This is a genomic window from Aeromonas sp. R5-1 (assembly GCF_040908265.1).
Lineage (GTDB): Bacteria > Pseudomonadota > Gammaproteobacteria > Enterobacterales > Aeromonadaceae > Aeromonas > Aeromonas caviae.
Genome location: NZ_JBFODJ010000056.1, coordinates 61,218 through 84,660, shown reverse-complemented (window position 1 = coordinate 84,660; position 23,443 = coordinate 61,218). Strand labels below are relative to the sequence as shown.

The following is a 23,443-nucleotide window of genomic DNA, read 5'->3' as shown; positions in this document are numbered from 1 at the left end:
CAAACAAGGCCCCGAAAGGGGCCTTGTTTTTATCCATTGGATGACACACGACATAAGTCCATGAAGCAGTTAAACTAAACCGCACTCAATCCAGACCGCAAGGACGCCATGTCAGGAATCTTCTCCAAGGCCGTCGGCCTTAACGGACTCTCTTATCGTCTGCTTTCCTACATTCTGATCTGCAGTACGGTGCTGGCACTGCTCATCACCGTGCTTCAGCTCGCCTGGGACTACAACAAGGATGTGACCGTCATCGAGGCCAGCATCGGCCAGATCGAGGCCTCCTTCCTGCAACCCATCTCGGCCAGTCTCTGGAATCTGGATGAAGAGCAGGTGAAGGTGCAGATCGAGGGCATCATGAACCTGCCCAACATGCAGTTCGTCATGGTCAAGGAGATGCTGGGCAATTCGGAAGTACCTCTGCTCACCCAGGGGGTGGAGCAGCCCCAATACGACATCTCCCGCGAGTTCACCCTGAGCTACCAGGGGGAAGTGGTCGGCAAGTTGTTCGTCGCCGCTTCCCTGGAGCAGGTCTACCAGCGCCTCATCGAGAAATCCGTGCTGATCCTGGTCAGCCAGACCATCAAGACCCTGGTCGTCTCGTTCTGCATCCTGGTCATCATCTACTATCTGGTGATCCGTCACATCAACCGCATCGTCAGCTATGCCCAGAAACTGAGCCTGGATCGCCTCGCGGTGGAGCTGACCCTGGAGGGTCGCCCCCTGCCCCGCAAGTCCCCTGACGAATTCGATACCCTGGCCGCCACCCTCAACCAGATGCGCACCCGGCTGAACGACGAGTTCACGGCCCGCCATCAGGCCGCCGATCAGCTCCAGCAGGAGCGGGACTTCTCCGCCACCCTGATCAACTCCGCCAACATGGTCATCTGCTGCATGGAGCCGGATCTCAACATCGCCAGCATCAACCCGGCGGCCATCCTGCTCACCGGCTATCACCACCAGGAGCTGTTGCAGCACAACTGGCTGGATCTCTTCGTCAGCAAGGAGCAGCGTGACGAGCTGGCCGCCACCCTGGCCGAGCAGGGCGCCCTGGAGGACAGGGAGATCACCATGCACGACCAGCAGGGCAACGAGCTGGTACTGCAGTGGACCTTCGCTCCCTTCTACGAGGGGCCCAACCTCAAGTACCTGATCGGCTTTGGTTATGACATCACCCCCCTCAAAAAGGTCGAGCGGGAGATCACCCTGTTCAACGAGCAGCTGGAAGGCAAGGTGGCGGAGCGTACCCGCAGCCTGAGTGATGCCAACGACCAGCTGGGCAAGGCCTATGACGATCTCAAGCAGGCCCAGCAGACCCTGGTGGAGTCGGAAAAGATGGCCTCCCTCGGTTCCTTGGTTGCCGGCGTGGCCCACGAGATCAACACCCCCATCGGCATCAGCGTCACCGCCTCCTCCTACCTGCAGGAGCGGGTGGCCGACTTCAAGCAGCATATCGAGGCCAAGCAGCTCTCCCGCACCTACCTCAACGAATTCACCCAGAATCTCGACGAGTCGATGCAACTGCTGCAAGGCAACCTGAGACGCGCTTCAGAGCTCATCGCCAGCTTCAAGCAGGTAGCGGTCGATCAGTCCTCCGAGGCCCGCTACAACTTCAGCCTCGCCGACAACCTGCATCAGGTGGTGGTCTCCCTCGGCTACAAGCTCAAGAAGGCCCAGTGCGAGGTGGACATCCAGTGCGATCCCAAGCTGAGCATCTACTCCTTCCCGGGCAGCTTCACCCAGATCTATTCCAACCTGATCCTCAACTCCATCCATCACGGTTTCGATGGCTGGGACAGGCCCAGAAAGATCACCATCCAGGTGGCGCAGCAGGGAGACGAGCTGGTCATCGACTACAGTGACAACGGCCGCGGCATCCCCCCGGAGATACTACCGCGCATCTTCGATCCCTTCGTCACCTCCAAGCGGGGCCAGGGTGGCAGCGGGCTCGGCACCCATATCATCTACAACCTGGTGGTCCAGCTGCTGCGTGGCCGCATCCACTGCGCCAGCGAACCGGGCCAGGGTGCCCAGTTCCACATTCGCCTGCCCATCCAGCAGAACTGAGCACCGGCTCTTGTGGGCCGGCCGCTTTGTCCCCATCATGCTGTGACTGCATTCTTAACGAGCGGAGAACCTCGCAATGGCACAGCATTTTGACTACATCGCCATCGGTGGCGGCAGCGGCGGCATCGCCTCGGCCAACCGGGCAGCCATGTACGGCAAGAAAGTCGCCCTGATCGAAGCCAAAGAGCTGGGTGGCACCTGCGTCAACGTCGGCTGCGTACCGAAGAAGGCCATGTGGTATGCAGGCCAGATCGCCGATGCCCTGAAATATGGCGCCGACTACGGCTTCGACACCACGCTCAACCACTTCAGCTGGGCCAAGCTGGTCGAATCCCGTCAGGCCTATATCGGGCGCATTCACCAGTCCTACCAGAACGTGCTGGGCAAGAACCAGATCACTGTCATCAAGGGCTTCGCCCGCTTCATCGACAGCCATACCGTCGAGGTGAACGGCGAGCACTACAGCGCCGATCACATCCTGATTGCCACCGGCGGCCGCCCCGAGGTCCCGACCATTCCGGGCGCCGAACTGGGTATCGACTCCGACGGTTTCTTCGACCTGAAAAGCCAGCCCAAACGGGTTGCCGTGGTGGGTGCCGGCTATATCGCCGTGGAGATCGCAGGCGTGATGCAGGCTCTTGGCTCCGAGACCCATCTGGTGGTGCGCAAGCATGCGCCGCTGCGCAACTTCGACCCCATGATCCACGAGACCCTGGTGGAGATCATGGCGCAGGAAGGGCCCAAGCTGCACACCCACGCCATTCCCAAGGCCGTCATCAAGAACGCAGACGACAGCCTGACCCTGCAACTGGAAGATGGTCGCCACCTCACCGTGGACTGCCTCATCTGGGCCATCGGTCGCGTGCCCGCCACCGACAACCTCAATCTGGCTGCCACCGGCATCACCCTGGACGAGAAGGGCTTCATCCCCACAGACAAGTTCCAGAACACCGACGTCGCCAACCTCTATGCCGTCGGTGACAACACCGGCCGCATCCAGCTCACCCCGGTGGCTGTCGCGGCAGGCCGCCGCCTCTCGGAGCGGCTGTTCAACAACAAGCCGGGCGAGCACCTCAACTACGATCTGGTGCCGACCGTGGTGTTCAGCCACCCGCCCATCGGCACCATCGGCCTGACCGAGCCGGAAGCCGTCGCCGAATACGGTGAAGATCAGGTGAAGGTCTACCGTAGCCAGTTCACCGCCATGTATTCGGCACTGACCCAGCATCGCCAGCCCACCCGGATGAAACTGGTCTGCGTCGGGCCGGAAGAGAAGGTGGTCGGCCTGCATGGAATCGGCTTCGCCATGGACGAGATCCTGCAAGGCTTCGGCGTCGCCATGAAGATGGGCGCCACCAAGGCGGACTTCGACAACTGCGTCGCCATTCATCCAACCAGTGCGGAAGAGTTTGTGACCATGCGATAAGCGGGGTTGAAGCTGGCCTGTCATTATCAGACCAGCTTCTACAACTGTGTTTACACTCTCCATCCGACCAGCGCGGAAGAGTTTGTGACCATGCGATAAGTGGAGTTGAAGCTGACCTCATCACCATCGGGTCAGCTTCCACCACTTGCTACCAAAACCCGGCTCAGGCCGGGTTTTTTGTGCCTTGCCCATCAACCAGCTAGCAAAACCCGCCTTCTTTACGCCGATTTTACGCCAGCCAAATTGGGCTTTATGGCGCCTTTACGCCCGTTCTACATACCCTTTCAGCGTCAATGAGACCTATGGGATCGACACGGATATGCATCGATCCCTGACGCTAATTACCTCAACGGAGTCGTTATGAATTGGCTATATCTGCTGCTGGTCCTCGCCCTCGCGGGCTATCTGCTGCGCGCCCTCGCGCGCACCCATGAGTGAGGAACCGGATATGTGGCAAGAGATCATCTATCCCGTCGCGTTCGTGCTGCTGGTGCTGCTGCCGGCGCCTCTGCTTGGCAACTACCTGTATCGGGTGTTTGAAGGCAAGAGTCGCTGGCTGGCCCCGCTTGAGCGCGCCACCCTGGCCTGCTGCGGCACGGACGGGCGCGAGCAGGACTGGAAGTCCTACGCCCTCAGCCTGCTGGCTTTCAACGGCGCCGGTTTCGGCCTGCTGTTCCTGATCCTGATGGCGCAGGGGCTGCTGCCCCTCAACCCGCAGCAACTGCCAGGGTTGAACTGGCAACTCGCCTTCAACACCGCGGTCAGCTTCATGACCAACACCAACTGGCAGGCCTACTCCGGCGAAGCCAGCCTCTCCTACTTCAGCCAGATGGTGGGGCTCACCACCCAGAACTTCGTCTCCGCCGCCACCGGCGCCGCCGTCGCCATCGCCCTGTTTCGCGGCATCGCCCGCCAGCAGACCACCCACCTCGGCAACTTCTGGCAGGATCTGGTGCGCTTCTGCCTCTACGTGCTGCTGCCGATGGCGCTGATCCTGGCGCTGCTGCTGGTATGGCAGGGGGTGCCCCAGAGCCTGTCGGCCTATATGCCGTTCCACGCCCTGGAAGGCCAGGAGCAGCTGCTGCCGCTCGGCCCGGCCGCCTCCCAGATCGCCATCAAGCAGCTCGGCTCCAACGGCGGCGGCTTCTTCGGCATCAACTCGGCCCATCCGTTCGAAAACCCCACTGCCCTCTCCAACTGGCTGGAGATGGTCGCCCTGCTGACGCTGGCCGCCGCCATGGTCTGCACCCTGGGTCGTTACGTGAAGGATCTGGCCCACAGCCGCGCCATCCTCATCGCCATGACCATCATGCTGGTGCTGGGGCTTTGCCTCGCCATCGGCCAGGAGCTGAAGCCGGATCCCGCCCTCGCCCACCTCACCAGCGAAGCCGGCAACTGGGAAGGCAAGGAGAGTCGCTTCGGCCCCGTACTGTCCAGCATCTGGGAAGTGGCCACCACCGCCGCCTCCAACGGCTCGGTCAACGCCATGCACGACAGCTTCACCCCCCTCGCCGGCATGGTCGGCATGATCAACATGCTGCTGGGTGAAGTGGTGTTCGGCGGCGTCGGGGCCGGCATCTACGGCATGATGCTGTTCGTGCTGCTGACCGTGTTCCTGTGCGGCCTGATGGTGGGGCGCACCCCAACCTATCTGGGCAAACGGCTCGGCATCACCGAGATGAAGTGGGTGGTCGCCAGCATGCTGGTGATGCCGGTCGGGGTATTGGTGATCGGCGGCATTACCCTGCTGATGCCGAACTCCGCCACCGTCATCGGTCACGATGGCCCCCATGGCCTGTCACGACTGATCTATGCCTACGCCTCGGCCGCCGGCAACAACGGCTCCGCCTTCGCCGGCTTTGCCGCCGCCGACAGCTGGCAGTGCATCGCCATCGGGCTGGCCATGCTGCTCGGCCGCTTCGGCTACATCATTCCGGTGCTGGCCATCGCCGGCCAGCTGGCCCGCGCCCCGCGTCAGGAGCGAAGCGAGGGGGACTTCCCCGTCAGCGGCCCGCTCTTCATCACTCTGCTGATCGTCACCGTGCTGCTGATGGGGGGTCTCTCCTTCCTGCCGGTGCTGGCGCTGGGCCCGGTGGCGGAACACCTGAGTCTGCTGGGAGGAGCCTTCTGATGCTGCACACCCGAATGATCTGCGTGACCAACTATTCGATGCAGGGAGCTTTCCAATGAGCAAGTCCGCTTCAATGAGCACCGACACCATTCAGGTGAAGGGCAAGAAACAGAAATCACAGATCCTGCAGGCCATGGTGGAAGCCCTCTATCGCTTCAACCCCAGGGCGCTGCTCGGCAGCCCCATCCTGTTCACCCTCTGGCTGGCGGCCGTGATGGCGACCCTGGAGTCCCTGCTGGGGCAGCCGCTCTCCGGCGTCGCCCCCTCGCTGGCCTGGCAGCTGACCGCCTGGCTCTGGCTGACCCTCTGGTTTGCCAACTTCGCCGAGACCCTGGCCGAGGGTCGCGGCAAGGCGCGGGCCGACAGCCTGAAGGCCGGCATGAGCCAGCTCAAGGCTCGTCGGGTCACCAGCCCGCAGGATGACAAGGGCGAATGGGTACCGGCCACCAGCCTGCTCAAGGGCGACCTGGTGCTGGTGCGCAGCGGCGAGATGATCCCGGCCGATGGCGAAGTGGTCGCCGGCATCGCCTCGGTCAACGAGGCGGCCATCACCGGCGAATCCGCCCCCGTCATCCGCGAGTCCGGCACCGACCGCAGCGGCGTGACCGGCAACACCACCGTCGTCTCCGACGAGATCTGGGTGCGTATCACCAACAACCCGGGCGAAAGTACGCTGGATCGCATGATTGCCCTGGTGGAAGGGGCCAAGCGGCAGAAGACCCCCAACGAGATGGCGCTGGACGCCCTGCTGGTAGGGCTGACCCTGATCTTCCTGCTGGTGGTGGCCACCCTGCCCTGGTTCCTCGACTACAACGGCACCCAGGTGCCCCGGCTCTATCTGCTGGCGCTGTTCATCACCCTGATCCCGACCACCATCGGCGGCCTGCTCTCCGCCATCGGCATCGCCGGCATGGACCGGCTGGTGAAGCTCAACGTGATCGCCAAGTCGGGCCGGGCGGTGGAAGCCGCCGGCGACGTGCGCACCCTGCTGCTGGACAAGACCGGCACCATCACCTTCGGCAACCGGATGGCGGACGAGCTGATCCCGGCCCCCGGCGTGGACCCCTCCCTGCTGGCCCAGGCCGCCATGCTGGCCTCGCTCGGTGACAATACGCCGGAGGGCAAATCCATCCTGACCCTGGCGGGCAAGAGCCACACCAGACCGAGCCAGCTGGAGAGCGACATCATCATCCCTTTCAGCGCCGAGACCCGGCTGAGCGGGCTGGATCGCAACGGCCATCACTATCGCAAGGGGGCGGTGGACGCGGTGCTACGCTACCTCTCCCTCGATCGCAAGGCGGTGCCCGAGCTCATCCTCAAATCGGTGGACAACATCGCCCGCCAGGGCGGCACCCCGCTGCTGGTCTGTACCCACGAGAAGCTGCTGGGGGTAGTGTTCCTCAAGGACATCATCAAGCCGGGCATCAAGGCCCGCTTCCAGATCCTGCGCCACATGGGGATCCGCACCGTGATGATCACCGGTGACAACCCGCTGACCGCCGCCGCCATCGCCGCCGAGGCCGGGGTGGATGACTTCATCGCCGAGGCGACGCCGGAGAAGAAGCTGGCCTACATCCGCCAGGAGCAGGCCGACGGCCGGCTGGTCGCCATGTGCGGGGACGGCGCCAACGACGCACCCGCGCTGGCCCAGGCCGACGTGGGCCTGGCTATGAACGAGGGGACCCAGGCCGCCAAGGAGGCGGGCAACCTGGTGGATCTCGACTCCAACCCCACCAAGCTGCTGGACGTGGTGCTGGTGGGCAAGCAGCTGCTGGTGACCCGCGGCGCCCTGACCACCTTCTCCATCGCCAACGACGTGGCCAAGTACTTCGCCATCCTGCCAGCCCTGTTCATCGCCGCCTATCCGCAGCTGGGGGCGCTGAACCTGATGCAGCTGGGCAGCCCGGAGAGCGCCATCCTGTCGGCCATCATCTTCAACGCCCTGATCATCGTCGCGCTGGTGCCGCTGGCCCTGCGCGGGGTCAGCCTGAAGGGAACGGCGGCCAGCCTGCTGCGCCGCAACCTGCTGATCTACGGCGTCGGCGGCCTGATAGTGCCTTTCATAGGTATCAAGCTGATCGACCTGGTTATCACCGGCCTGGGCCTAGTGTGACTACATAGCGGGGTGCAGGCCTGGCTTGTACCCCATCAATCTTTTGGAGCAAAAAATCATGATAGCAATCAGAACCCTGCTGACCCTGACCCTGCTGCTGGGGGTGGCATATCCGCTGGCCGTCACCGGGCTGGCCCAGCTGCTCTTCCCCTGGCAGGCCAACGGCAGCCTGCTCACCAACGCCAAGCAGCAGGTGGTCGGCAGCGCCCTGCTGGCCCAGAAATTCGAGCGGGCCGACTACTTCCACTCCCGCCCCTCCGCCAGCGATTTCGCCACCATAGGTGGCGGCGGAAGCAACCTGGGGATGAGCTCGCCGCTACGGGCCGAGTTTGCCGCCGCGGCGGCCAGGGCGCAGACGGAAGCCAGGGTCCCCGCCCTGCTGACCCGCTCCGCCTCCGGCCTCGATCCCCATCTTCCCCTCGATGCAGCGCTGGCCCAGGTGGATAGGGTCGCAGGGCAACGGGGGCTGGATCCCGTTCAGCTGACGGAGCAGGTCAAGTCGGCGGCACAAGCTGGTATCCTTGGCCCGCAGGTGGTCAACATTCTCCAGTTGAACCTGCAACTCGATCATCAAAAGGGCGCCTGAGGGCGCTCCTTGCCGTTCGGGAAGGCTCCCTTTCGACAACGGGGACAAGCATGAGCAATGAGGTCACGGCCGCAGTTCGGCCGATGCAACGGGAGCACGGGGATGCGTGATGAAGTGAGGGCAGACGCCCTGCTGGCGAGCCTGGAGCAGGAGCACAGGGGCAAGCTGAAGGTGTTTCTCGGCGCGGCCCCCGGCGTCGGCAAGACCTACGCCATGCTGCAGGCGGTGCGGGAGCAGGCCAGAGAGGGAGTCGACATCCTGATCGGGGTGGTGGAGACCCACGGCCGCCAGGAGACCCTGGCCCTGCTCGACAAGCTCGCCATCCAGCCGCGCAAGCTGCACCTGCACCGCCAGCAGCGACTGGAGGAGATGGATCTGGACGGCCTGCTGGCGCGAAAACCCGCCATCGCCGTGGTGGACGAGCTGGCCCACAGCAACGCCCCCGGCAGCCGCCACGAGAAGCGCTGGCAGGATGTGGAGGAGTTGCTGGGCGCCGGCATCGATGTCTATACCACCCTCAACGTGCAGCACCTGGAGAGCCTCAACGATCTGGTGTGGCAGCTGACCGGGGTCAGGGTCAAGGAGACCCTGCCGGATCAGGTGCTGCTGGAGGCCGACAGCCTAGTGCTGATCGACCTCCCCCCCAAGGAGCTGCTCGGCCGCCTCAAGGAGGGCAAGGTCTATGTGCCCCACCAGGCCAAGGCCGCCCTGCAGTCTTTTTTCTCCCTCAACAACCTGACCGCCCTGCGGGAGCTGGCAATGCAGACCGCCGCCAGCCACGTGGAGGGGGATCTGCAGTTGCAGTGGCAGGCCGCCGGCAAGACCACACTGCCGCTGCGGGGCAAGCTGATGGTCTGCATCGGGGATGAGCACGGCGCCGCCCTGGTGCGTTACGGCCACCGCTTCGCCCAGCGCAGGCAACTGCCCTGGCTGGTGGTGCACATCGACAGCAAGGGGCAACGCTCCCCCGAGCTGGAGCAGGCGCTGGCCCTCGCCTCCCAGCTGGGGGCCAGGGTGCTGACCCTCTCCAGCCCGGCCGTGGCCGATGCCCTGCTGGAGACCGCCGAACAGCAGCAGGTCTCCCAATTGCTGCTCGGCAAATCCCGCAACCCGCCCTGGCGTCGATCCCTGGTACAGCACCTGCTCAAACAGGCGCAGGGATTCGAGATCACGCTGGTGGATACCGAGAAGCGCAAGCCCGGTCTGACCCTGCCAACGGCAGGCCCGGGTGAGCTTCGCCAGAGCCTGCTGGCGGTGGCCATCATGGGGGGGACCTCGGCCGCGGTCTGGGCCCTCTCCCACTGGCTGCCCCCCGCCTCCCTGCCCATGCTGTTCGTGCTGGGGGTACTGGCCACCGCGCTCACCACCAGCCTGGTCCCCGCCATCCTGGCCGCCGTGCTGGGATTCGTCGGCCACAATCTGCTGTTCACCTTCCCCTACTTCTCCCTGAGCGTGGCCAGCCACAGCGACCTGCTCACCCTGTTCGTGCTGCTCATCGTCGGCATCGCGGCCGGGCGCCTCGCCTCCCGCCAGCGTCAGCAACTGGTCAGCCTGCGCGAGACCCAGCAACTGGGCAACGCCCTGCTCTCCCTGAGCCAGGGACTGGCCACCGCCAGCAGCCCGGTGGACGTGCTGAGACAGGGAACCCAGGCCATCGCCCTCGCCCTTGGGCAGCCCGTGTTCGCGCTCGATGGGGATTACCAGTACCGGGCCGGTGACACCCAGACCGGGCCGGGCCAGACCGACAAGGCCGCCATTGACTGGTGCCTGGCCCAGAAGCAGAGCGCTGGTGCCCATACCGCCACCCTCAACGCCGCCGAGGCTCAGTATCATCACCTCGGCGATGACCTGGTGCTGGGCATCCGGCTGGCCAGCCCGCTCACCTCCGCCGCCGAGCACCAGCTGCAGGCCCTGCTCACCGATATCCGCGCCGCCCTGGCGCGGATCGATCTCAACGAGCGGCTGGCGGACAGCCAGTTGCAGGCGGAGACCGACCGGATGCGCGCCGCCCTGCTCTCCTCGGTCTCCCACGACCTGAAGACGCCGCTGGCCACCATCATGGGGGCCGGCAGCACCCTGCTGGAATACGGGGACCGGATAAGTGCGGAGGACCGCATCGAACTGCTGCACTCGGTGCAGGACGAGGCGCGCCGCCTGCACGGCTATGTGCAAAACCTGCTGGACATGACCCGCATCGGCTCACCGGACTTCCAGTTGAAACGGGACTGGGTTGACCTGGCTGACCTGGTGGAGAGCGCCCGCCGCAGACTCGACTCCTCCTGGCGCCAGCACAAGCTGCTGGTGCACTTCGATCAGCAGATCCCCCGGCTCTATGTGCACGGTGCCCTGATCGAGCAGGTGCTGGTCAACATCCTCGACAACGCCTCCCGCTACTCGCCGGCCGGCACCCCCATCGAGTTCAAGGTGATGCTGGCGGACCCCGACCTCATCATCGACATCATCGATATCGGGGTCGGCATCGCCGAGTCGGATCGGGACAAGATCTTCAATCTGTTCTACACCCAGCCGGTCGGCGACTGCGGCAGCCGCGGCACCGGGCTTGGCCTCGCCATTTCCCGCGCTATGATAGAGGTCCACGGCGGCCGCATCTGGGCATTCGCCGGCCCCAACGGCAACGGCACCTGCATGCGCATCTCCCTGCCGCTGGCCCTCAACGCACCGGCGGCCTGATGGTCGCCGCCCTTTTCAATCAGCAAACGGGAGGCTGAATGGCTCACATACTGGTCATCGACGACGAGGCGGCCATCCGCCGTTTTTTGCGGATCAGCCTGATCGCCGAAGGACATCAGGTGAGCGAGGCGGTCGGCGTCACCGAGGGGATGGCGCAGTATCGCCACCTCAATCCCGATCTGGTGATCCTGGACCTCGGCCTGCCGGATGGCGATGGCATCCAAATCCTGCACGCCATCCGCGAGCACCACGCCAATCCCGTGCTGGTGCTCTCGGCGCGGGACTCGGAGCAGGAGAAGGTGCGGCTGCTGGATGCGGGGGCCAACGACTACATGAGCAAGCCGTTCGGCGTCGGGGAGATGATGGCCCGTATCCGGGTGCTGCTGCGCCAGCGAGTCGGTGCCACCAGCGGCGAGTGTCGACACTTCCCCCACTGTGGCCTGACCCTGGACAGCAGCAGCCACAAGGTGACCTTGCAGGGCGAGGAGATCCCCCTCTCCCGCAAGGAGTTCGCCCTGTTGCAGGCGCTGGTGTGCCACCCCGGCAAGCTGGTGCAACAGACCCAACTGCTCATCGACATCTGGGGACCGAGCCACAAGGAGGACACTCACTACCTGCGCATCGTCATCGCCAGCCTGCGCAAGAAGCTGGGAGATAACCCCCAGCAACCCACCCTGATCGAAACTGAAGCCGGCATCGGCTACCGTTTTATCGGCAGCTGATGTTGCAGCAAGAAGCTGGGCGGCAACATTCCCAGCAACCCACCCTGAGCGAGACCGAAGCCGGCATCGGCTACCGCTTTATCGGCAGCTGATGTTTCACGTGGAACGACGCCAGCAACAACAGAGTGCCAACAGACCGCATCCCCCGAACAGCAGTCCGAGATCCTGCAAGCTGGCTGCAACCGCCAACCCCAGGCTGAGTAGCAGGTAGTAGCCAAGCCCGAACAGGGCCCCGGCACTGCCCGCCACCTCCCGATAGGCCAGCAGCGCCTGGCTCAGCACATTGGGGATAGCCAGCCCGAACGCGATCACCACTCCCGTCATGGGCAGCAGAAACCAGAGCGATGCCTGACTGGCCCACACCAGCCAACCCGAACCCAACGCCAGCACGGCGGCGAGCCGTATTAACGAGGCAGGCGTCCAGCCACGGCCCAGCAGGCGCTTGTTGAGCAGGCTGCCCACCAGGGTCGCCAGCGCCAGCACGATGCCGGAGTAACCAAATTCCCCCGCGCTCAGCCCCAGACTGGCAAACAGAAACGGCGCCAGGCTGTAGTAGCCGAACAGCATGGTGTTGAACAGCGCCACCAGGGCGGCGCTGCGCCACAAGCCGCTATCACGCACCATCCGGCAGGCCAGCGGCCAGAGTGCGACCCTCTGAGTGATGGCCGGGCGGGTTTCCGGCAGTTGCCAGCAAGTGACCAGCAGCAATCCAACTGCCAATACCAGCAGGGCGCCGAATACCCCGAGATAGCCGAACCCGCTCGCCAGCTGGCCGCCGCTCACCAGCCCCAGCACCGGACTGAGGGAGAGCGCGATGCCCATCACCGAAAAGACCCGCGCCAGATCGCTGCCCTGATAGCTGTCGCGCAGCATGGTCTGGGTCACCACGGAACCCACGGCGGCGCCGAAGGCCGCGATGACCCGGGCCAGCAGCAGGGTTTCAAATTGAGTGGCCAGCAACGCCAGCAGGGTGCCGGCGCCATAGGTCAGCAGCCCCGCCAGCATGGCGGGACGCCGCCCGACCAGATCGCACAACCTGCCCCAGCAGACCACGCCCGCCGCAAACGCCAGAAAATAGACCGACAGGGTCTGGGACGCCAGCCCCTCGCTCACCCGAAACTCAGTGGCGATATGGGTCAGCACCGGGCTGTAGATGGTCTCCACTATCTGGGGAAACATCATCAATCCGACCACCAGCCAGCGCGGTGGCAACCTGTTGTTCATGACACACCTCCTTCACAAGAGGTCGCCATTCTAGAGAGGGATAACATGTCCGATTACAATAAGGCGGACTATAAACAGCAAGAATCGGACACATGGCCTTTATTCTTCCCGATCACCCCTTTGATCCGGACCAGCACGACGGCAGCGCCATCGGTATTGCCGCCGCCCTCGGCTGGCACGACTCCGGCCGCCATCAGCACCAGCGCCACCAGCTGCTGTTCGCCCAGGCAGGCTGCATGACCATAGAGCTGGACGATCAGGTCTGCCTGCTGCCGCCGACGCGAGCGGCCTGGTTGCCAGCAGGCCTGCCCCACCGGGTGTTGATGCGCGGGGTAGTGGCCTATCGCTCCCTCTACTTCCAGCCGGAGCCCGCGTTGCCAAACGAGATGGCGGTGCTGGCCGTCAACCCGCTGCTGCGGGAGATCATCGAGCGGATGGCGCTCTGGCCGTGGGACAAGCCGGAAGCAGAACAAACCTGCACACTGGCATTATTGAAAGAAGAGCTGGCGCAAGCGCCGCGGGAATCCTGGCAGTTGCCGCTGCCGTCAGACGGGCGTCTGACCGGCTGGCTGCAGGAGATAAAGCGGGGTGACACCCTGCCCGATCGGCTCAACCGGCTGGCCGAACGGGTGGGTGCCAGTGACAAGACCATAGGCCGCATCTTCATGCGGGAGACCGGCATGAGCTACCAGGCCTGGCGCCAGCAGTGGCGACTGCTGCGGGCCATGGAGCTGCTGGCCGAAGCCGAGCCCATCAGCCGGGTGGCCGCTGCCCTGGAGTTCGCCAGCGACAGCGCCTTCATCGCCTTCTTCAGGCAGCACACGGGGCAGACCCCCTTGCGCTACCTCAACTCTCGGGATGAGTCGCATCGGCCGAGCTCGCCTCCACCACCAGGGTCTCCAGGGCCAGCGGCTTGAGGTTGTGGATGGCCTCTGCCACCACGTCATGGGAGGCCTGCTGCTGCAAGGCCAGCATCTCCTGTTGCAGGGCGGCGCTATCCAGCTCGGGTCTGGGGTTCTCGGCGGCCATGGCATTCAGGCTCAGGCTGCTGGCAATCAGGGTAGCGATCAGGGTCTTCATCTGGTGTGCTCCGGTGTGGTTGAGATGACCAGATAGCTATTCCAATAGTTGTGCCAGATTTGTAACAGCATGATTTTATTGATATAAATAATTTTTTGATGCTGCCCCCCCCCTTCCTGAATCGAATGTTGGTTATTTTAAAACCTATAAATGGTTTTTTTTACCACCTCCATCATGGCAACCCTGTTCCACGTGAAACGCCCCGTTTTTTTGATCGACACCCGCTTTTGAAGTGAGCTATGGTGCTAGCTCCCCCCTTAACTGACTCTGGATTTGCCACCGAATGGAATTCTCCTTGTTCGGCGAGAAGTTCACTCGCCACGCCGGTATTACCCAACTCATGGACGACCTCAATCAAGGGCTGCTGAATCCCGACGCCATCATGCTGGGAGGCGGCAATCCGGCCCCCATCCCCGCCATGCTGGAACGCTTTCAGGCCGAGGCCAACACCCTGCTCGACAACGGCGAACTGATCAAGGCCATGGCCAACTACGATGGCCCCCAGGGCAAAGACAGGTTCACCAAGGCGCTGGCGACCCTGCTCAGCAAGGAGCTGGGCTGGGAGATCTCCGCCCGCAACATCGCCCTGACCAATGGCAGCCAGAACGCCTTCTTCTATCTGTTCAACCTGCTGGCCGGCGAGTTCGCCGACGGTCGCAAGAAGAAGGTGCTGTTCCCCCTGGCCCCCGAATACATCGGCTATGCCGACTCGGCCCTCTCGGACGATCATTTCGTCGCCTACAAGCCCACCATCGAGAAGCTGCCCGACGGCCAGTTCAAATACCACGTGGATTTCGAGAGCCTGCAGGTGGGCGACGACATCGGGGTGATCTGTGTCTCCCGGCCGACCAACCCCACCGGCAACGTGCTCACCGACGAGGAGATCGAGCACCTCGATCAGATTGCCCGTGACAAGGGGATCCCGCTGCTCATCGACAATGCCTACGGCGTGCCCTTCCCCGGCATCATCTTCAGCGACGCCAAGCCGTTCTGGAACGCCAACACCATCCTCTGCATGAGCCTCTCCAAGCTCGGCCTGCCGGGCACCCGTTGCGGCATCGTCATCGCCGACGAGAAGATCATCCGGGCCATCACCAACCTGAGCGGCATCATCAATCTGGCGCCGGGCAGCCTGGGTCCGGCCATCACCATTCCGATGATCGAGAGCGGTGACATCATCACCCTGAGCGAGCAGGTGGTGAAACCCTTCTACCAGCAGAAAGCCACCTTCGCGGTCCAGCTGCTGCGCGAGGCCATTCCGGATCCGCGCTTCCACATCCACAAGCCGGAGGGTGCCCTCTTCCTCTGGCTCTGGTTCGAAGACCTGCCGATCCACTGCCAGGAGCTGTATGAGCGACTGAAGGCGAAGAACCTGCTGATCGTGCCCGGCCACTACTTCTTCCCCGGCATCGACGACCCCGAGTGGCGCCACAGCCAGGAGTGCATCCGCCTCAACTATGCCCAGAGCGAAGATCTGGTGCGTCGCGGCATCGCCATCCTGGCCGACGAGATCAACGCCCTCTACGCCGGTTGATTCCCCCTTCGGCATGAAAAAAAGAGGCCTGCAGATGCAGGCCTCTTTTCTATCAGGTGGTCAGCGATGTTGTTTAACCGGGCAGTGCCAGCTGATCGGGTTTGCCGATGGGGATGGCGCGGGGCTTGAGCGCTTCCGGCAGCTCCCGGGCCAGCTCTATGGTCAGCAGACCGTGCTCCAGCCTGGCCCCCTGCACTTCCACGTGCTGGCTCAGCTTGAAGGCGAGCTCGAAGTCCCGCTCGGCGATCCCCTGATGGAGGAACTGGCGCTCGCCCATGGTGGCGACCTTGCGCCCCTTCACCTTGAGGGTGCCATTTTCGGTCTCCAGCTCCAGCTCATTGCGATCGAAACCGGCCACGGCAACCGTGATGAGGTAGCTGTCGTGATCCCGCTTTTCGATGTTGTACGGGGGGTAGGCCGAGGTCTTCTGATCGAACAGGCCTTCCAGCTCGCGGGCCATCCGCTCGAAGCCGACGGCATTGGAATAGAGATGAGAAAAATCGAGGTTACGCATGATCCTATCCTTCTATAAAGCAACAGGGTTTACTCTCCACGGGCCCGCCATCGGCACCCGGGAAACATCAGCAATGCAACGAGGTCAGGCTGTCAGCCGTTGATCTCGATCTTGCGGGGCTTCATCGCCTCGGGCACTTCGCGCACCAGGTCGATGTGCAGCAGACCGTTCTTGAGGTCGGCCCCCTTCACCCGCACATAGTCGGCCAGCTGGAAGCGACGCTCGAAGCCGCGTTCGGCAATGCCTTGGTAGAGGTAGTTGCGCTCGGTGTCGGCCTGCTTGCTGCCCTTCACCGTCAGCAGATTTTCCTGGAAGCTCAGCTCCAGCTCTTCCTGGGTAAAGCCCGCCACCGCCATGCTGATGCGGTAGTCGCTGTCACCCAGCTGCTCGATGTTGTAGGGGGGATAGCCGGCATTGCCATTGCTGGCCGCAGATTCGATGAGAGTGGCCAGACGATCGAAGCCGATGGCAGAACGATAGAGCGGAGAAAAGTCGATAGAACGCATAGTATTACCCTCTTGTGAGCGATAACGGATTGTTTGCCCTCCTGATGGACGGGCGCCTGGTCGAAACCTCTGTCGAGCGTTCCGGCCTTGTTATCTATATAGGGGCCAACATTTGGCTTTCAAGGGGTAAAAACAAAAGAAATGCAGGCCATCAAAAATGGCCCGATTAGATCGATAATAGGCCTGCGGGCCACTCATGATCCGTCCCTCATCCCTCCATACTGGCCGTGTCCCCAACGAGAAACCGGAGCACGCCATGAAGATTACCCAGGTTCGCAACGCCACCCTGCTCATCCACTACGCAGGAACCCGCTTCCTCATCGACCCCATGCTGGCCCCCAAGGGGAGCTACCCCGGCTTCGAAGGCATGGCCAACAGCCATCTTCGCAACCCCCTGGTCGAGCTGCCGCTGCCCATGGCGACCCTGCTGGAGGTGGATGCGGTGATCGTCACCCATGACCATCTGGATCACTGGGACGATGTCGCGAAAGCGAAGATCCCCAAGCACCTTCCCCTGTTCGTGCAGCATCAAAAAGATGCCGACACCATGAGGGGATGCGGCTTCGAGGATGTGCGCCTGCTGGGCGAGGTCGGCGAGTTCGCCGGCATCCGCCTGCAACAGACGGAAGGCCGACACGGCAGCGATACCATCATGGCCCTGCTGGGGGATCGCCTTGGCGAGGTCAGTGGAGTGGTCTTCTCCCATCCCGCCGAAAAGACCCTCTATCTGGCCGGCGACACCGTCTGGAATGCCCAGGTTGAACAAGCGCTGCACCGGCACCAACCCGAGGTTGTCGTCCTCAACTGCGGTGATGCCCAGGTGACGGGTCTGGGCGCCATCATCATGGGCAAGGAGGATGTGGCCGCCGTCTATCAGGCCGCCCCGCAGGCCACCCTGATCGCCAGCCACATGGAGGCGGTCAATCATGCCCTGCTGTCCCGGCGGGAGCTGCGCGACTACCTGGACAGCCAGGGGATGGCCGCCCGGGTAAGGGTGCCCGAGGATGGCGACACCATGGTGCTCTGAGCGAGGGGCCGGGCACCACATGGCTCTTCGGCTTTCTGTTACTGCCCCGTATGATGGGGATCCGAGTGCAAAGGAGTTTGCCACCATGCCCCGTCCCCTCATCGTCGCCGTCATCACCTTCGATCGCTTCAGCCCCTTTCACTGCTCGGTGCCCTGCCTCATCTTTGGCGACAAGATGATGCCGGGCCAGTCGTTGTTCGAGCTGAGACTCTGCGCCGGGGATGACACGCGGCAACCCGCCTCCTCCCAGGGCTTTCGCATGGAGGCCGACTATGGCCTGGAGGGTCTGCTGGAGGCGGATATCATCATCATCCCCTTCTGGCGCGATCCGGCCGAGCGCCCCGCCCAACCCTTGCTCGATGCCCTGGTTGCCGCCCGGATCAGGGGAGCCCAGATCGTGGGGCTCTGTCTCGGTACCTATGTGCTGGCCTATGCCGGCCTGCTGGACGGGCGCGGTGCCGCCACCCACTGGGAATTTGAGCAGGAGTTCGTCCAGCGCTTCCCCCGGGTGCGGCTCGATACCAATGCCCTCTACGTCGACGACGACGGGCTCATCACCTCGGCTGGCACCGCCGCCAGCCTGGACTGCTGCCTCTATCTGGTTCGCCAGCATCACGGCAGCCAGATTGCCAACAAGCTGGCCAGGCGGCTGGTGGTGCCTCCCCACCGGGAGGGTGGCCAGGCCCAGTTCATCGAGCAGCCGGTACCCGCCACCACCCGGGATGCCAGGATCAACCAGCTGTTCGATCACCTGCGCCTGCACCTGGCCGCGCCCCACACCCTGGACAGCCTGGCGGAACATTGCATGATGAGCCGACGCACCTTTAGCCGCCGCTTCCAGCTCGCCACCGGTCTCTCCCTCGGGGAGTGGCTGATGGCGGAGCGTCTGCGCCGCAGCCAGACGCTGCTGGAGTCCAGCGCCCACACCGTGGAACGCATCGCCGAACTGGTGGGGCTCGGATCTGCCACCATATTGCGCAAGCACTTTCGCGCCCGCTTCGGAGTGTCGCCGCGGGAGTGGCGCCGCACCTTTCGCGGTGACAGAGTCTAGGTCCCTCATGTTTCACGTGGAACGCGCCCTTTTCCTTGCCCCAGAAAACAAAAAGCCGCTCACGAGGAGCGGCTTTTGATGGTTGTCGGACCGTCTGTTAGACGTCGAGGTTGGCAACCCGCAGGGCGTTGGTCTCGATGAAGTCGCGACGGGGCTCTACGGCGTCACCCATCAGGGTGGAGAAGAGCTGGTCGGCGCCGACTGCGTCGTCGATGGTGACACGCAGCATGCGACGGGCTTCCGGATCCATGGTGGTTTCCCACAGCTGCTCCGGGTTCATCTCGCCCAGCCCTTTATAGCGCTGGATGTAGATGCCACGCTTGCCTTCGCCCATCAGCCACTCGACCGCTTCAACGAAGCTGGCGACCGGCTTCACCTTCTCGCCACGCTTGATGTAACCGCCTTCCTCGATCAGGTTGGCGATCTCCTTGCCCAGGGAGACCAGCTGACGGTACTCGGAGGATTGCAGGAAGTCATAGCTGAGCGGGTATTCGCGATCAACCCCGTGCTGGCGTACCACGGCGTGGGGCACGAACAGGCTGCGCTCCTCGTCGCGGCGTACCTGCATCTGGTACTGGATGCCGTGGTTGCTCTCGTTGAGCACGGCTTCCATGCTCTGGCACCAGGCCTGCAGATCGCTCTCGCTGGCCAGCAGGGCTTCGTTCAACTCAGGCTGATAGATCAGCTGGGTCAGCACGGCTTCCGGCGCGCGGCGGGACATGCGGGTGATGAGGTGAGTCACGGCGCGATGCTGGTTGACCAGACGCTCCAGCGCCTCGCCACCGATGGCCGGGGCAGACTCGTTGACGTGCAGGGTCGCACCGTCCAGCGCCATGGCGGTCTGGTACTGCAACAATGCGTCTTCGTCTTTCAGGTACTGCTCCTGCTTGCCCTTCTTCACCTTGTAGAGCGGCGGCTGGGCGATGAAGACATAGCCACGCTCGATGATTTCCGGCATCTGACGATAGAAGAAGGTCAGCAGCAGGGTACGGATGTGCGCACCATCGACGTCCGCATCCGTCATGATGATGATGTTGTGATAGCGCAGCTTGTCCGGGTTGTACTCGTCGCGACCGATGCCACAGCCCAGGGCGGTGATCAGGGTGCCCACCTCCTGGGAGGAGATCATCTTGTCGAAACGGGCCTTCTCCACGTTCAGGATCTTGCCCTTGAGGGGCAGGATGGCCTGGTTCTTCCGGTTGCGACCCTGCTTGGCGGAACCGCCAGCAGAGTCCCCTTCCACGATGTAGAGTTCGGAGAGCGCCGGGTCTTTCTCCTGACAGTCCGCCAGCTTGCCGGGCAGACCGGCGATATCCAGCGCGCCCTTGCGGCGGGTCAGTTCGCGGGCCTTGCGGGCCGCTTCACGGGCACGGGCCGCATCGATGATCTTGTTGACCACGATTTTGGCGTCGCCCGGGTTTTCCAGCAGGAAGTCGGCCAGCTTCTCACCCATCGCCTGTTCCACGGCGGTCTTCACTTCGGAAGAGACCAGCTTGTCCTTGGTCTGGGAGGAGAACTTGGGATCCGGTACCTTGACGGAGATAACGGCAATCAGACCTTCACGGACGTCGTCACCACTGGCGGCGGACTTGGCCTTCTTGCTGTAGTCCTCCTTGTCCATGTAGTTGTTCAGCGTCCGGGTCAGCGCGGTACGGAAGCCCACCAGGTGGGTACCACCATCCCGCTGCGGAATGTTGTTGGTGAAGCAGTAGACCCCTTCCTGATAGGCGTCGTTCCACTGCATGGCGACTTCGACACCGATTCCGTCCTGCTCTGTGGTGAAGTGGAACACCTTGGGGTGGATCGGGGTCTTGTTCTGGTTCAGGTACTCGACGAAGGCCTTGATGCCCCCTTCGTAGCAGAAGTGCGCCTCGCGGCCATCACGCTCGTCCATCAGACGGATGGAGACGCCGGAGTTGAGGAAGGAGAGCTCGCGCAGACGCTTGGCCAGGATCTCGTAGTGGAACAGGGTGTCACTGAAGATGGTCGGGCTCGGCCAGAAGCGGACTTCGGTCCCGGTGCCGGTGCTGTCACCAATCTGCTTGAGGGGTGCCTGCGGCTCGCCCAGGTGATAGGTCTGCTCGTAGACATGACCGTTGCGGCGGATGGTCAGCAGCAGCTTGTCGGAAAGCGCGTTCACCACGGAAACGCCCACACCGTGCAGACCGCCGGACACCTTGTAGGAGTTGTCATCGAATTTGCCGCCGGCGTGCAGCACGGTCATGATGACTTCGGCGGCGGAGCGGCCCTCTTCCGGGTGGATGTCCACCGGAATGCCGCGACCGTTGTCGCGCACGGAGACGGAGCCGTCGGAATGGATCTTGACCTGGATATCGGAGCAGTAGCCAGCCAGAGCCTCGTCGATGGAGTTGTCGACGACCTCGAACACCATGTGGTGCAGGCCCGATCCATCGTCCGTATCGCCGATATACATCCCCGGGCGCTTGCGGACCGCATCCAGGCCCTTGAGCACCTTGATATTCGAGGAGTCGTAAGTATTTTCACTCATAGCTTACTCTCTGCCTTCTCTAACGTTTCGGAGATCTTGCCTTGTTCCACGTGGAACAGCTTGCAGTCACTCGCATCCATCATGTCTGCGAGCTGACCGGTATCGATGGCGGTGATGAACACCTGGGACGCGCACTGCTTCAGCCTTGCGGCCAGCAGACGACGTTTGTCGACATCCAGTTCAGAGGCAAAATCATCAATTAAAAAAATACAGCCGCGGCTGCTATGTTGATTCAAATAGAGCCCTTGGGCCAGCCGCATGGCACAGACCAGCAACTTCAGCTGACCCCTGGACAAAATATCCTGCGCGGGCACGCCGTTCGCCTTGAGCCGCACGTCCGCCTTCTGCGGACCGACCCCAGTGTACCCCAGCGAACGATCCCGTTCGAACCCCGCCTCCAGCAATGCATCGAGGGGAGTGTCTTTTTCCCAGCCTCGATAGAATCCAAGACTGATATCGAACTCCGGCAGAAAATCTGCCGTCATCTCCTTGATCAGGGGGGTAATGGCCTGACAATAACTGGCGCGAAAACCCGCCAGCTCGCCGCCCAGTCGCACCAGCTCCTGATCCCAGAACGCCAGTTGACGATACTGGGTGCTCTGGCGCAACAAGGCATTGCGCTGCTTCAACAGCCGACGCACCCGCCCCCAGAGGGAGAAGAAGGTCGGCTCCTGATGGAAAACACCCCAGTCGAGCCAGGCCCGGCGAGCCTGGGGCCCACCGGTCAGCAGGCTGAAACCATCGGGGTGGATCAACTGTACCGGCAACAGCTCCGCCAGATCGGCCAGGCGCTGGGCCTGGGCACCGGCGATCTTGAGCTGAGTTTCGCCCCCCTTGTCCTTGGCAAGCCCGATGGGCACCTGACGCCCCTCCAGCTCGCACTGGGCAAACAGGGTAAAGGCCCGCTCGCCCTGGCGGATGACCCGCCCGGTCAAATGGGTACGAAACGAGCGGCCGAGACCAAGGTAATGAATGGCTTCCAGCACGCTGGTCTTGCCGCTGCCGTTGCTCCCGACCAGGATATTGAGGCCGGGAGACAGCGCGAGACTGGCGTGCTGAATATTGCGAAAGTCGCTGAGCTGGAGTTTGACCAGGGACACGACTAGATCCGCATCGGCATCACCACGTACTGGGCATCTTGGTTCTCAAAATCCTCAATAATGGCGCTGCTGATGGAATCGCTCAGGCTGATCCGGATTTGGTCACATTTTAACGTATTCAACACGTCCAGCACATAGGAGACGTTGAAGCCGATCTCCATCTCGCCAGCGGCGTATTGTACGTCAAGCAGCTCTTCGGCTTCTTCCTGTTCCGGGTTGTTGGCGGTGATGCGCAGCAGGTTTTCCTGCAGATTGAGACGCACCCCACGGAATTTCTCGTTGGAGAGGATGGCGGCACGAGCAAAGGCCTGGCGCAGATCCTCGCGACCGGCGATCAGGGCCTTATCACTCCCCCGGGGGATGACGCGGCGCCAGTCCGGGAAACGGCCATCCACCAGCTTGGAGGTGAAGATAAAGCCATCCAGGGCGGCGCGCAGGTTGCTGCGGCCCACTTGCAGCCGTACCGGCTTGTCTTCTGCTTCCAGCAGGCGCACCAGCTCCAGCACCCCTTTGCGCGGCAGGATGACCTGATGATCGGGCAACGATTCCCCCACCACCTCGCGGCGGCAGGTGGCCAGCCGGTGACCGTCCGTCGCCACGGTACGCAGGCCGTGTCCTTCGCTCTCGAACAGCATGCCGTTCAGGTAGTAGCGCACGTCCTGGCTCGCCATGGAGAACTGGGTCGCGTCGATGAGTTTTTTCAGCTCCAGCTGGCTGATGTCGAACTCGAGCACGGATTCCCAATCCTCGATGTTCGGGTATTCGGTCGCCGGCAGGGTCGACAGGTTGAAGCGGGAGCGACCGGAACGGATGATGAGGCGCTCTCCCTCGGTGCTGAGGCGGATCTCCGCCCCCTCCGGCAGACCGCGACAGATGTCCAGCAGCTTGCGCGCCGGCACTGTGGTGCGGCCATCCTGGCTGTCGCTGTTGAGATAGACCTGTCCGATCATCTCCACCTCGAGATCGGTCCCGGTCAGCGACAGCAGGCCATTGCTGACATCGAGCAGGACGTTGCCGAGGATGGGCAGGGTCGGCCGGCCACCCAGGGCACCGGACACCAGTTGCAGGGGACGTAACAGGGCCTCACGGCTAATTTCGAGCTGCATCTGTGCTCTCCGTTGTTATTGGGAGGAAAGGATTAGGATCAGGCTGGAACATGCAA

The 23,443-nt window shown here is 63.1% G+C and carries 18 protein-coding genes; 11 read left to right on the top strand and 7 right to left on the bottom strand.

The window, feature by feature from the left end:
• Positions 1-108: 108 nt before the first annotated feature.
• The 7 genes from AB5Y64_RS08820 (at position 109) to AB5Y64_RS08790 (ending at position 11,736) form a co-directional block, all read left to right on the top strand.
• Complete coding sequence (locus AB5Y64_RS08820; protein ID WP_039040659.1) at positions 109-2,067, top strand: ATP-binding protein; 1,959 nt, start codon at positions 109-111, stop codon at positions 2,065-2,067.
• Between the two features lie 76 nt (positions 2,068-2,143).
• Complete coding sequence (gorA, locus tag AB5Y64_RS08815) at positions 2,144-3,493, top strand: glutathione-disulfide reductase (RefSeq protein ID WP_039040658.1); 1,350 nt, start codon at positions 2,144-2,146, stop codon at positions 3,491-3,493.
• Between the two features lie 448 nt (positions 3,494-3,941).
• On the top strand, positions 3,942-5,624 hold the full coding sequence (gene kdpA, locus AB5Y64_RS08810) for a potassium-transporting ATPase subunit KdpA (RefSeq protein ID WP_039040657.1): 1,683 nt from the start codon (positions 3,942-3,944) through the stop codon (positions 5,622-5,624).
• 55 nt (positions 5,625-5,679) lie between these two features.
• Entirely contained in the window at positions 5,680-7,737 is a 2,058-nt protein-coding gene (gene kdpB, locus AB5Y64_RS08805; protein WP_052258870.1) for a potassium-transporting ATPase subunit KdpB, read from the top strand.
• A gap of 58 nt (positions 7,738-7,795) precedes the next feature.
• Positions 7,796-8,323: a potassium-transporting ATPase subunit C gene (locus AB5Y64_RS08800; protein WP_039040655.1), complete on the top strand. Its 528-nt coding sequence runs from the start codon at positions 7,796-7,798 to the stop codon at positions 8,321-8,323.
• 102 nt (positions 8,324-8,425) lie between these two features.
• Positions 8,426-11,014, top strand: coding sequence for a sensor histidine kinase KdpD (locus AB5Y64_RS08795; RefSeq protein WP_039040654.1), 2,589 nt, complete (start codon positions 8,426-8,428; stop codon positions 11,012-11,014).
• Between the two features lie 38 nt (positions 11,015-11,052).
• Positions 11,053-11,736, top strand: a complete 684-nt coding sequence (locus AB5Y64_RS08790) for a response regulator (RefSeq protein ID WP_039040653.1) — start codon at positions 11,053-11,055, stop codon at positions 11,734-11,736.
• A 96-nt stretch (positions 11,737-11,832) separates the two neighbouring features.
• On the opposite strand, the gene AB5Y64_RS08785 is transcribed toward AB5Y64_RS08790, so the two are convergent.
• Complete coding sequence (locus tag AB5Y64_RS08785) at positions 11,833-12,960, bottom strand: multidrug effflux MFS transporter (protein ID WP_039040652.1); 1,128 nt, start codon at positions 12,958-12,960, stop codon at positions 11,833-11,835.
• Between the two features lie 92 nt (positions 12,961-13,052).
• On the opposite strand from AB5Y64_RS08785, the gene AB5Y64_RS08780 reads away from it, so the two are divergent.
• Positions 13,053-13,877, top strand: a complete 825-nt coding sequence (locus AB5Y64_RS08780; protein ID WP_039040651.1) for a helix-turn-helix transcriptional regulator — start codon at positions 13,053-13,055, stop codon at positions 13,875-13,877.
• Here the strand turns inward: AB5Y64_RS08780 and AB5Y64_RS08775 are convergent.
• The gene (locus AB5Y64_RS08775; RefSeq protein WP_080770057.1) at positions 13,807-14,040 is read right to left on the bottom strand and encodes a hypothetical protein; all 234 of its coding nucleotides are present in this window, start codon (positions 14,038-14,040) and stop codon (positions 13,807-13,809) included. The two genes, AB5Y64_RS08780 and AB5Y64_RS08775, sit on opposite strands and share 71 nt — an antisense overlap.
• Before the next feature lie 283 nt (positions 14,041-14,323).
• Between AB5Y64_RS08775 and AB5Y64_RS08770 the strand changes: the two genes are divergently transcribed.
• Positions 14,324-15,574, top strand: a complete 1,251-nt coding sequence (locus AB5Y64_RS08770; protein ID WP_039040650.1) for a valine--pyruvate transaminase — start codon at positions 14,324-14,326, stop codon at positions 15,572-15,574.
• Positions 15,575-15,647: 73 nt separating this feature from the next.
• Here AB5Y64_RS08770 and AB5Y64_RS08765 read toward each other — a convergent pair whose 3' ends face one another.
• Both AB5Y64_RS08765 and AB5Y64_RS08760 read right to left on the bottom strand, forming a co-directional pair.
• Entirely contained in the window at positions 15,648-16,088 is a 441-nt protein-coding gene (locus AB5Y64_RS08765) for an Hsp20 family protein (protein ID WP_010672292.1), read from the bottom strand.
• Between the two features lie 92 nt (positions 16,089-16,180).
• On the bottom strand, positions 16,181-16,594 hold the full coding sequence (locus AB5Y64_RS08760) for an Hsp20 family protein (protein WP_010672291.1): 414 nt from the start codon (positions 16,592-16,594) through the stop codon (positions 16,181-16,183).
• 256 nt (positions 16,595-16,850) lie between these two features.
• On the opposite strand from AB5Y64_RS08760, the gene AB5Y64_RS08755 reads away from it, so the two are divergent.
• Both AB5Y64_RS08755 and AB5Y64_RS08750 read left to right on the top strand, forming a co-directional pair.
• Positions 16,851-17,621 (top strand): MBL fold metallo-hydrolase, encoded by a 771-nt coding sequence (locus AB5Y64_RS08755; RefSeq protein ID WP_039040649.1) that lies wholly within the window; start codon positions 16,851-16,853, stop codon positions 17,619-17,621.
• 85 nt (positions 17,622-17,706) lie between these two features.
• Positions 17,707-18,672 carry a GlxA family transcriptional regulator gene (locus tag AB5Y64_RS08750; protein ID WP_039040648.1) on the top strand — a complete coding sequence of 322 codons (966 nt, stop codon included), beginning with the start codon at positions 17,707-17,709 and terminating at the stop codon, positions 18,670-18,672.
• A 97-nt stretch (positions 18,673-18,769) separates the two neighbouring features.
• On the opposite strand, the gene gyrB is transcribed toward AB5Y64_RS08750, so the two are convergent.
• Genes gyrB through dnaN form a run of 3 tightly spaced genes read right to left on the bottom strand, consistent with a single transcriptional unit; the run spans position 18,770 to position 23,387 of the window.
• On the bottom strand, positions 18,770-21,181 hold the full coding sequence (gyrB, locus tag AB5Y64_RS08745; RefSeq protein WP_039040647.1) for a DNA topoisomerase (ATP-hydrolyzing) subunit B: 2,412 nt from the start codon (positions 21,179-21,181) through the stop codon (positions 18,770-18,772).
• Positions 21,178-22,281 (bottom strand): DNA replication/repair protein RecF, encoded by a 1,104-nt coding sequence (recF, locus tag AB5Y64_RS08740; RefSeq protein ID WP_010672287.1) that lies wholly within the window; start codon positions 22,279-22,281, stop codon positions 21,178-21,180. The genes gyrB and recF overlap by 4 nt, the downstream gene beginning before the upstream one ends.
• A gap of 2 nt (positions 22,282-22,283) precedes the next feature.
• The gene (dnaN, locus tag AB5Y64_RS08735; protein ID WP_039040646.1) at positions 22,284-23,387 is read right to left on the bottom strand and encodes a DNA polymerase III subunit beta; all 1,104 of its coding nucleotides are present in this window, start codon (positions 23,385-23,387) and stop codon (positions 22,284-22,286) included.
• Positions 23,388-23,443: the final 56 nt, after the last annotated feature.

What these genes read in the sequence shown, in the direction of transcription:
- gyrB (WP_039040647.1), bottom strand. Translation starts at nt 21,181, where the DNA reads ATGAGTGAAAATACTTACGACTCCTCGAATATCAAGGTGCTCAAGGGC.
- AB5Y64_RS08780 (WP_039040651.1), top strand. Translation starts at nt 13,053, where the DNA reads ATGGCCTTTATTCTTCCCGATCACCCCTTTGATCCGGACCAGCACGAC.
- AB5Y64_RS08790 (WP_039040653.1), top strand. Translation starts at nt 11,053, where the DNA reads ATGGCTCACATACTGGTCATCGACGACGAGGCGGCCATCCGCCGTTTT.
- gorA (WP_039040658.1), top strand. Translation starts at nt 2,144, where the DNA reads ATGGCACAGCATTTTGACTACATCGCCATCGGTGGCGGCAGCGGCGGC.
- AB5Y64_RS08750 (WP_039040648.1), top strand. Translation starts at nt 17,707, where the DNA reads ATGCCCCGTCCCCTCATCGTCGCCGTCATCACCTTCGATCGCTTCAGC.
- AB5Y64_RS08765 (WP_010672292.1), bottom strand. Translation starts at nt 16,088, where the DNA reads ATGCGTAACCTCGATTTTTCTCATCTCTATTCCAATGCCGTCGGCTTC.
- dnaN (WP_039040646.1), bottom strand. Translation starts at nt 23,387, where the DNA reads ATGCAGCTCGAAATTAGCCGTGAGGCCCTGTTACGTCCCCTGCAACTG.
- AB5Y64_RS08820 (WP_039040659.1), top strand. Translation starts at nt 109, where the DNA reads ATGTCAGGAATCTTCTCCAAGGCCGTCGGCCTTAACGGACTCTCTTAT.
- AB5Y64_RS08775 (WP_080770057.1), bottom strand. Translation starts at nt 14,040, where the DNA reads ATGAAGACCCTGATCGCTACCCTGATTGCCAGCAGCCTGAGCCTGAAT.
- AB5Y64_RS08785 (WP_039040652.1), bottom strand. Translation starts at nt 12,960, where the DNA reads ATGAACAACAGGTTGCCACCGCGCTGGCTGGTGGTCGGATTGATGATG.
- AB5Y64_RS08770 (WP_039040650.1), top strand. Translation starts at nt 14,324, where the DNA reads ATGGAATTCTCCTTGTTCGGCGAGAAGTTCACTCGCCACGCCGGTATT.
- AB5Y64_RS08760 (WP_010672291.1), bottom strand. Translation starts at nt 16,594, where the DNA reads ATGCGTTCTATCGACTTTTCTCCGCTCTATCGTTCTGCCATCGGCTTC.
- kdpB (WP_052258870.1), top strand. Translation starts at nt 5,680, where the DNA reads ATGAGCAAGTCCGCTTCAATGAGCACCGACACCATTCAGGTGAAGGGC.
- AB5Y64_RS08795 (WP_039040654.1), top strand. Translation starts at nt 8,426, where the DNA reads ATGCGTGATGAAGTGAGGGCAGACGCCCTGCTGGCGAGCCTGGAGCAG.
- AB5Y64_RS08755 (WP_039040649.1), top strand. Translation starts at nt 16,851, where the DNA reads ATGAAGATTACCCAGGTTCGCAACGCCACCCTGCTCATCCACTACGCA.
- AB5Y64_RS08800 (WP_039040655.1), top strand. Translation starts at nt 7,796, where the DNA reads ATGATAGCAATCAGAACCCTGCTGACCCTGACCCTGCTGCTGGGGGTG.
- kdpA (WP_039040657.1), top strand. Translation starts at nt 3,942, where the DNA reads ATGTGGCAAGAGATCATCTATCCCGTCGCGTTCGTGCTGCTGGTGCTG.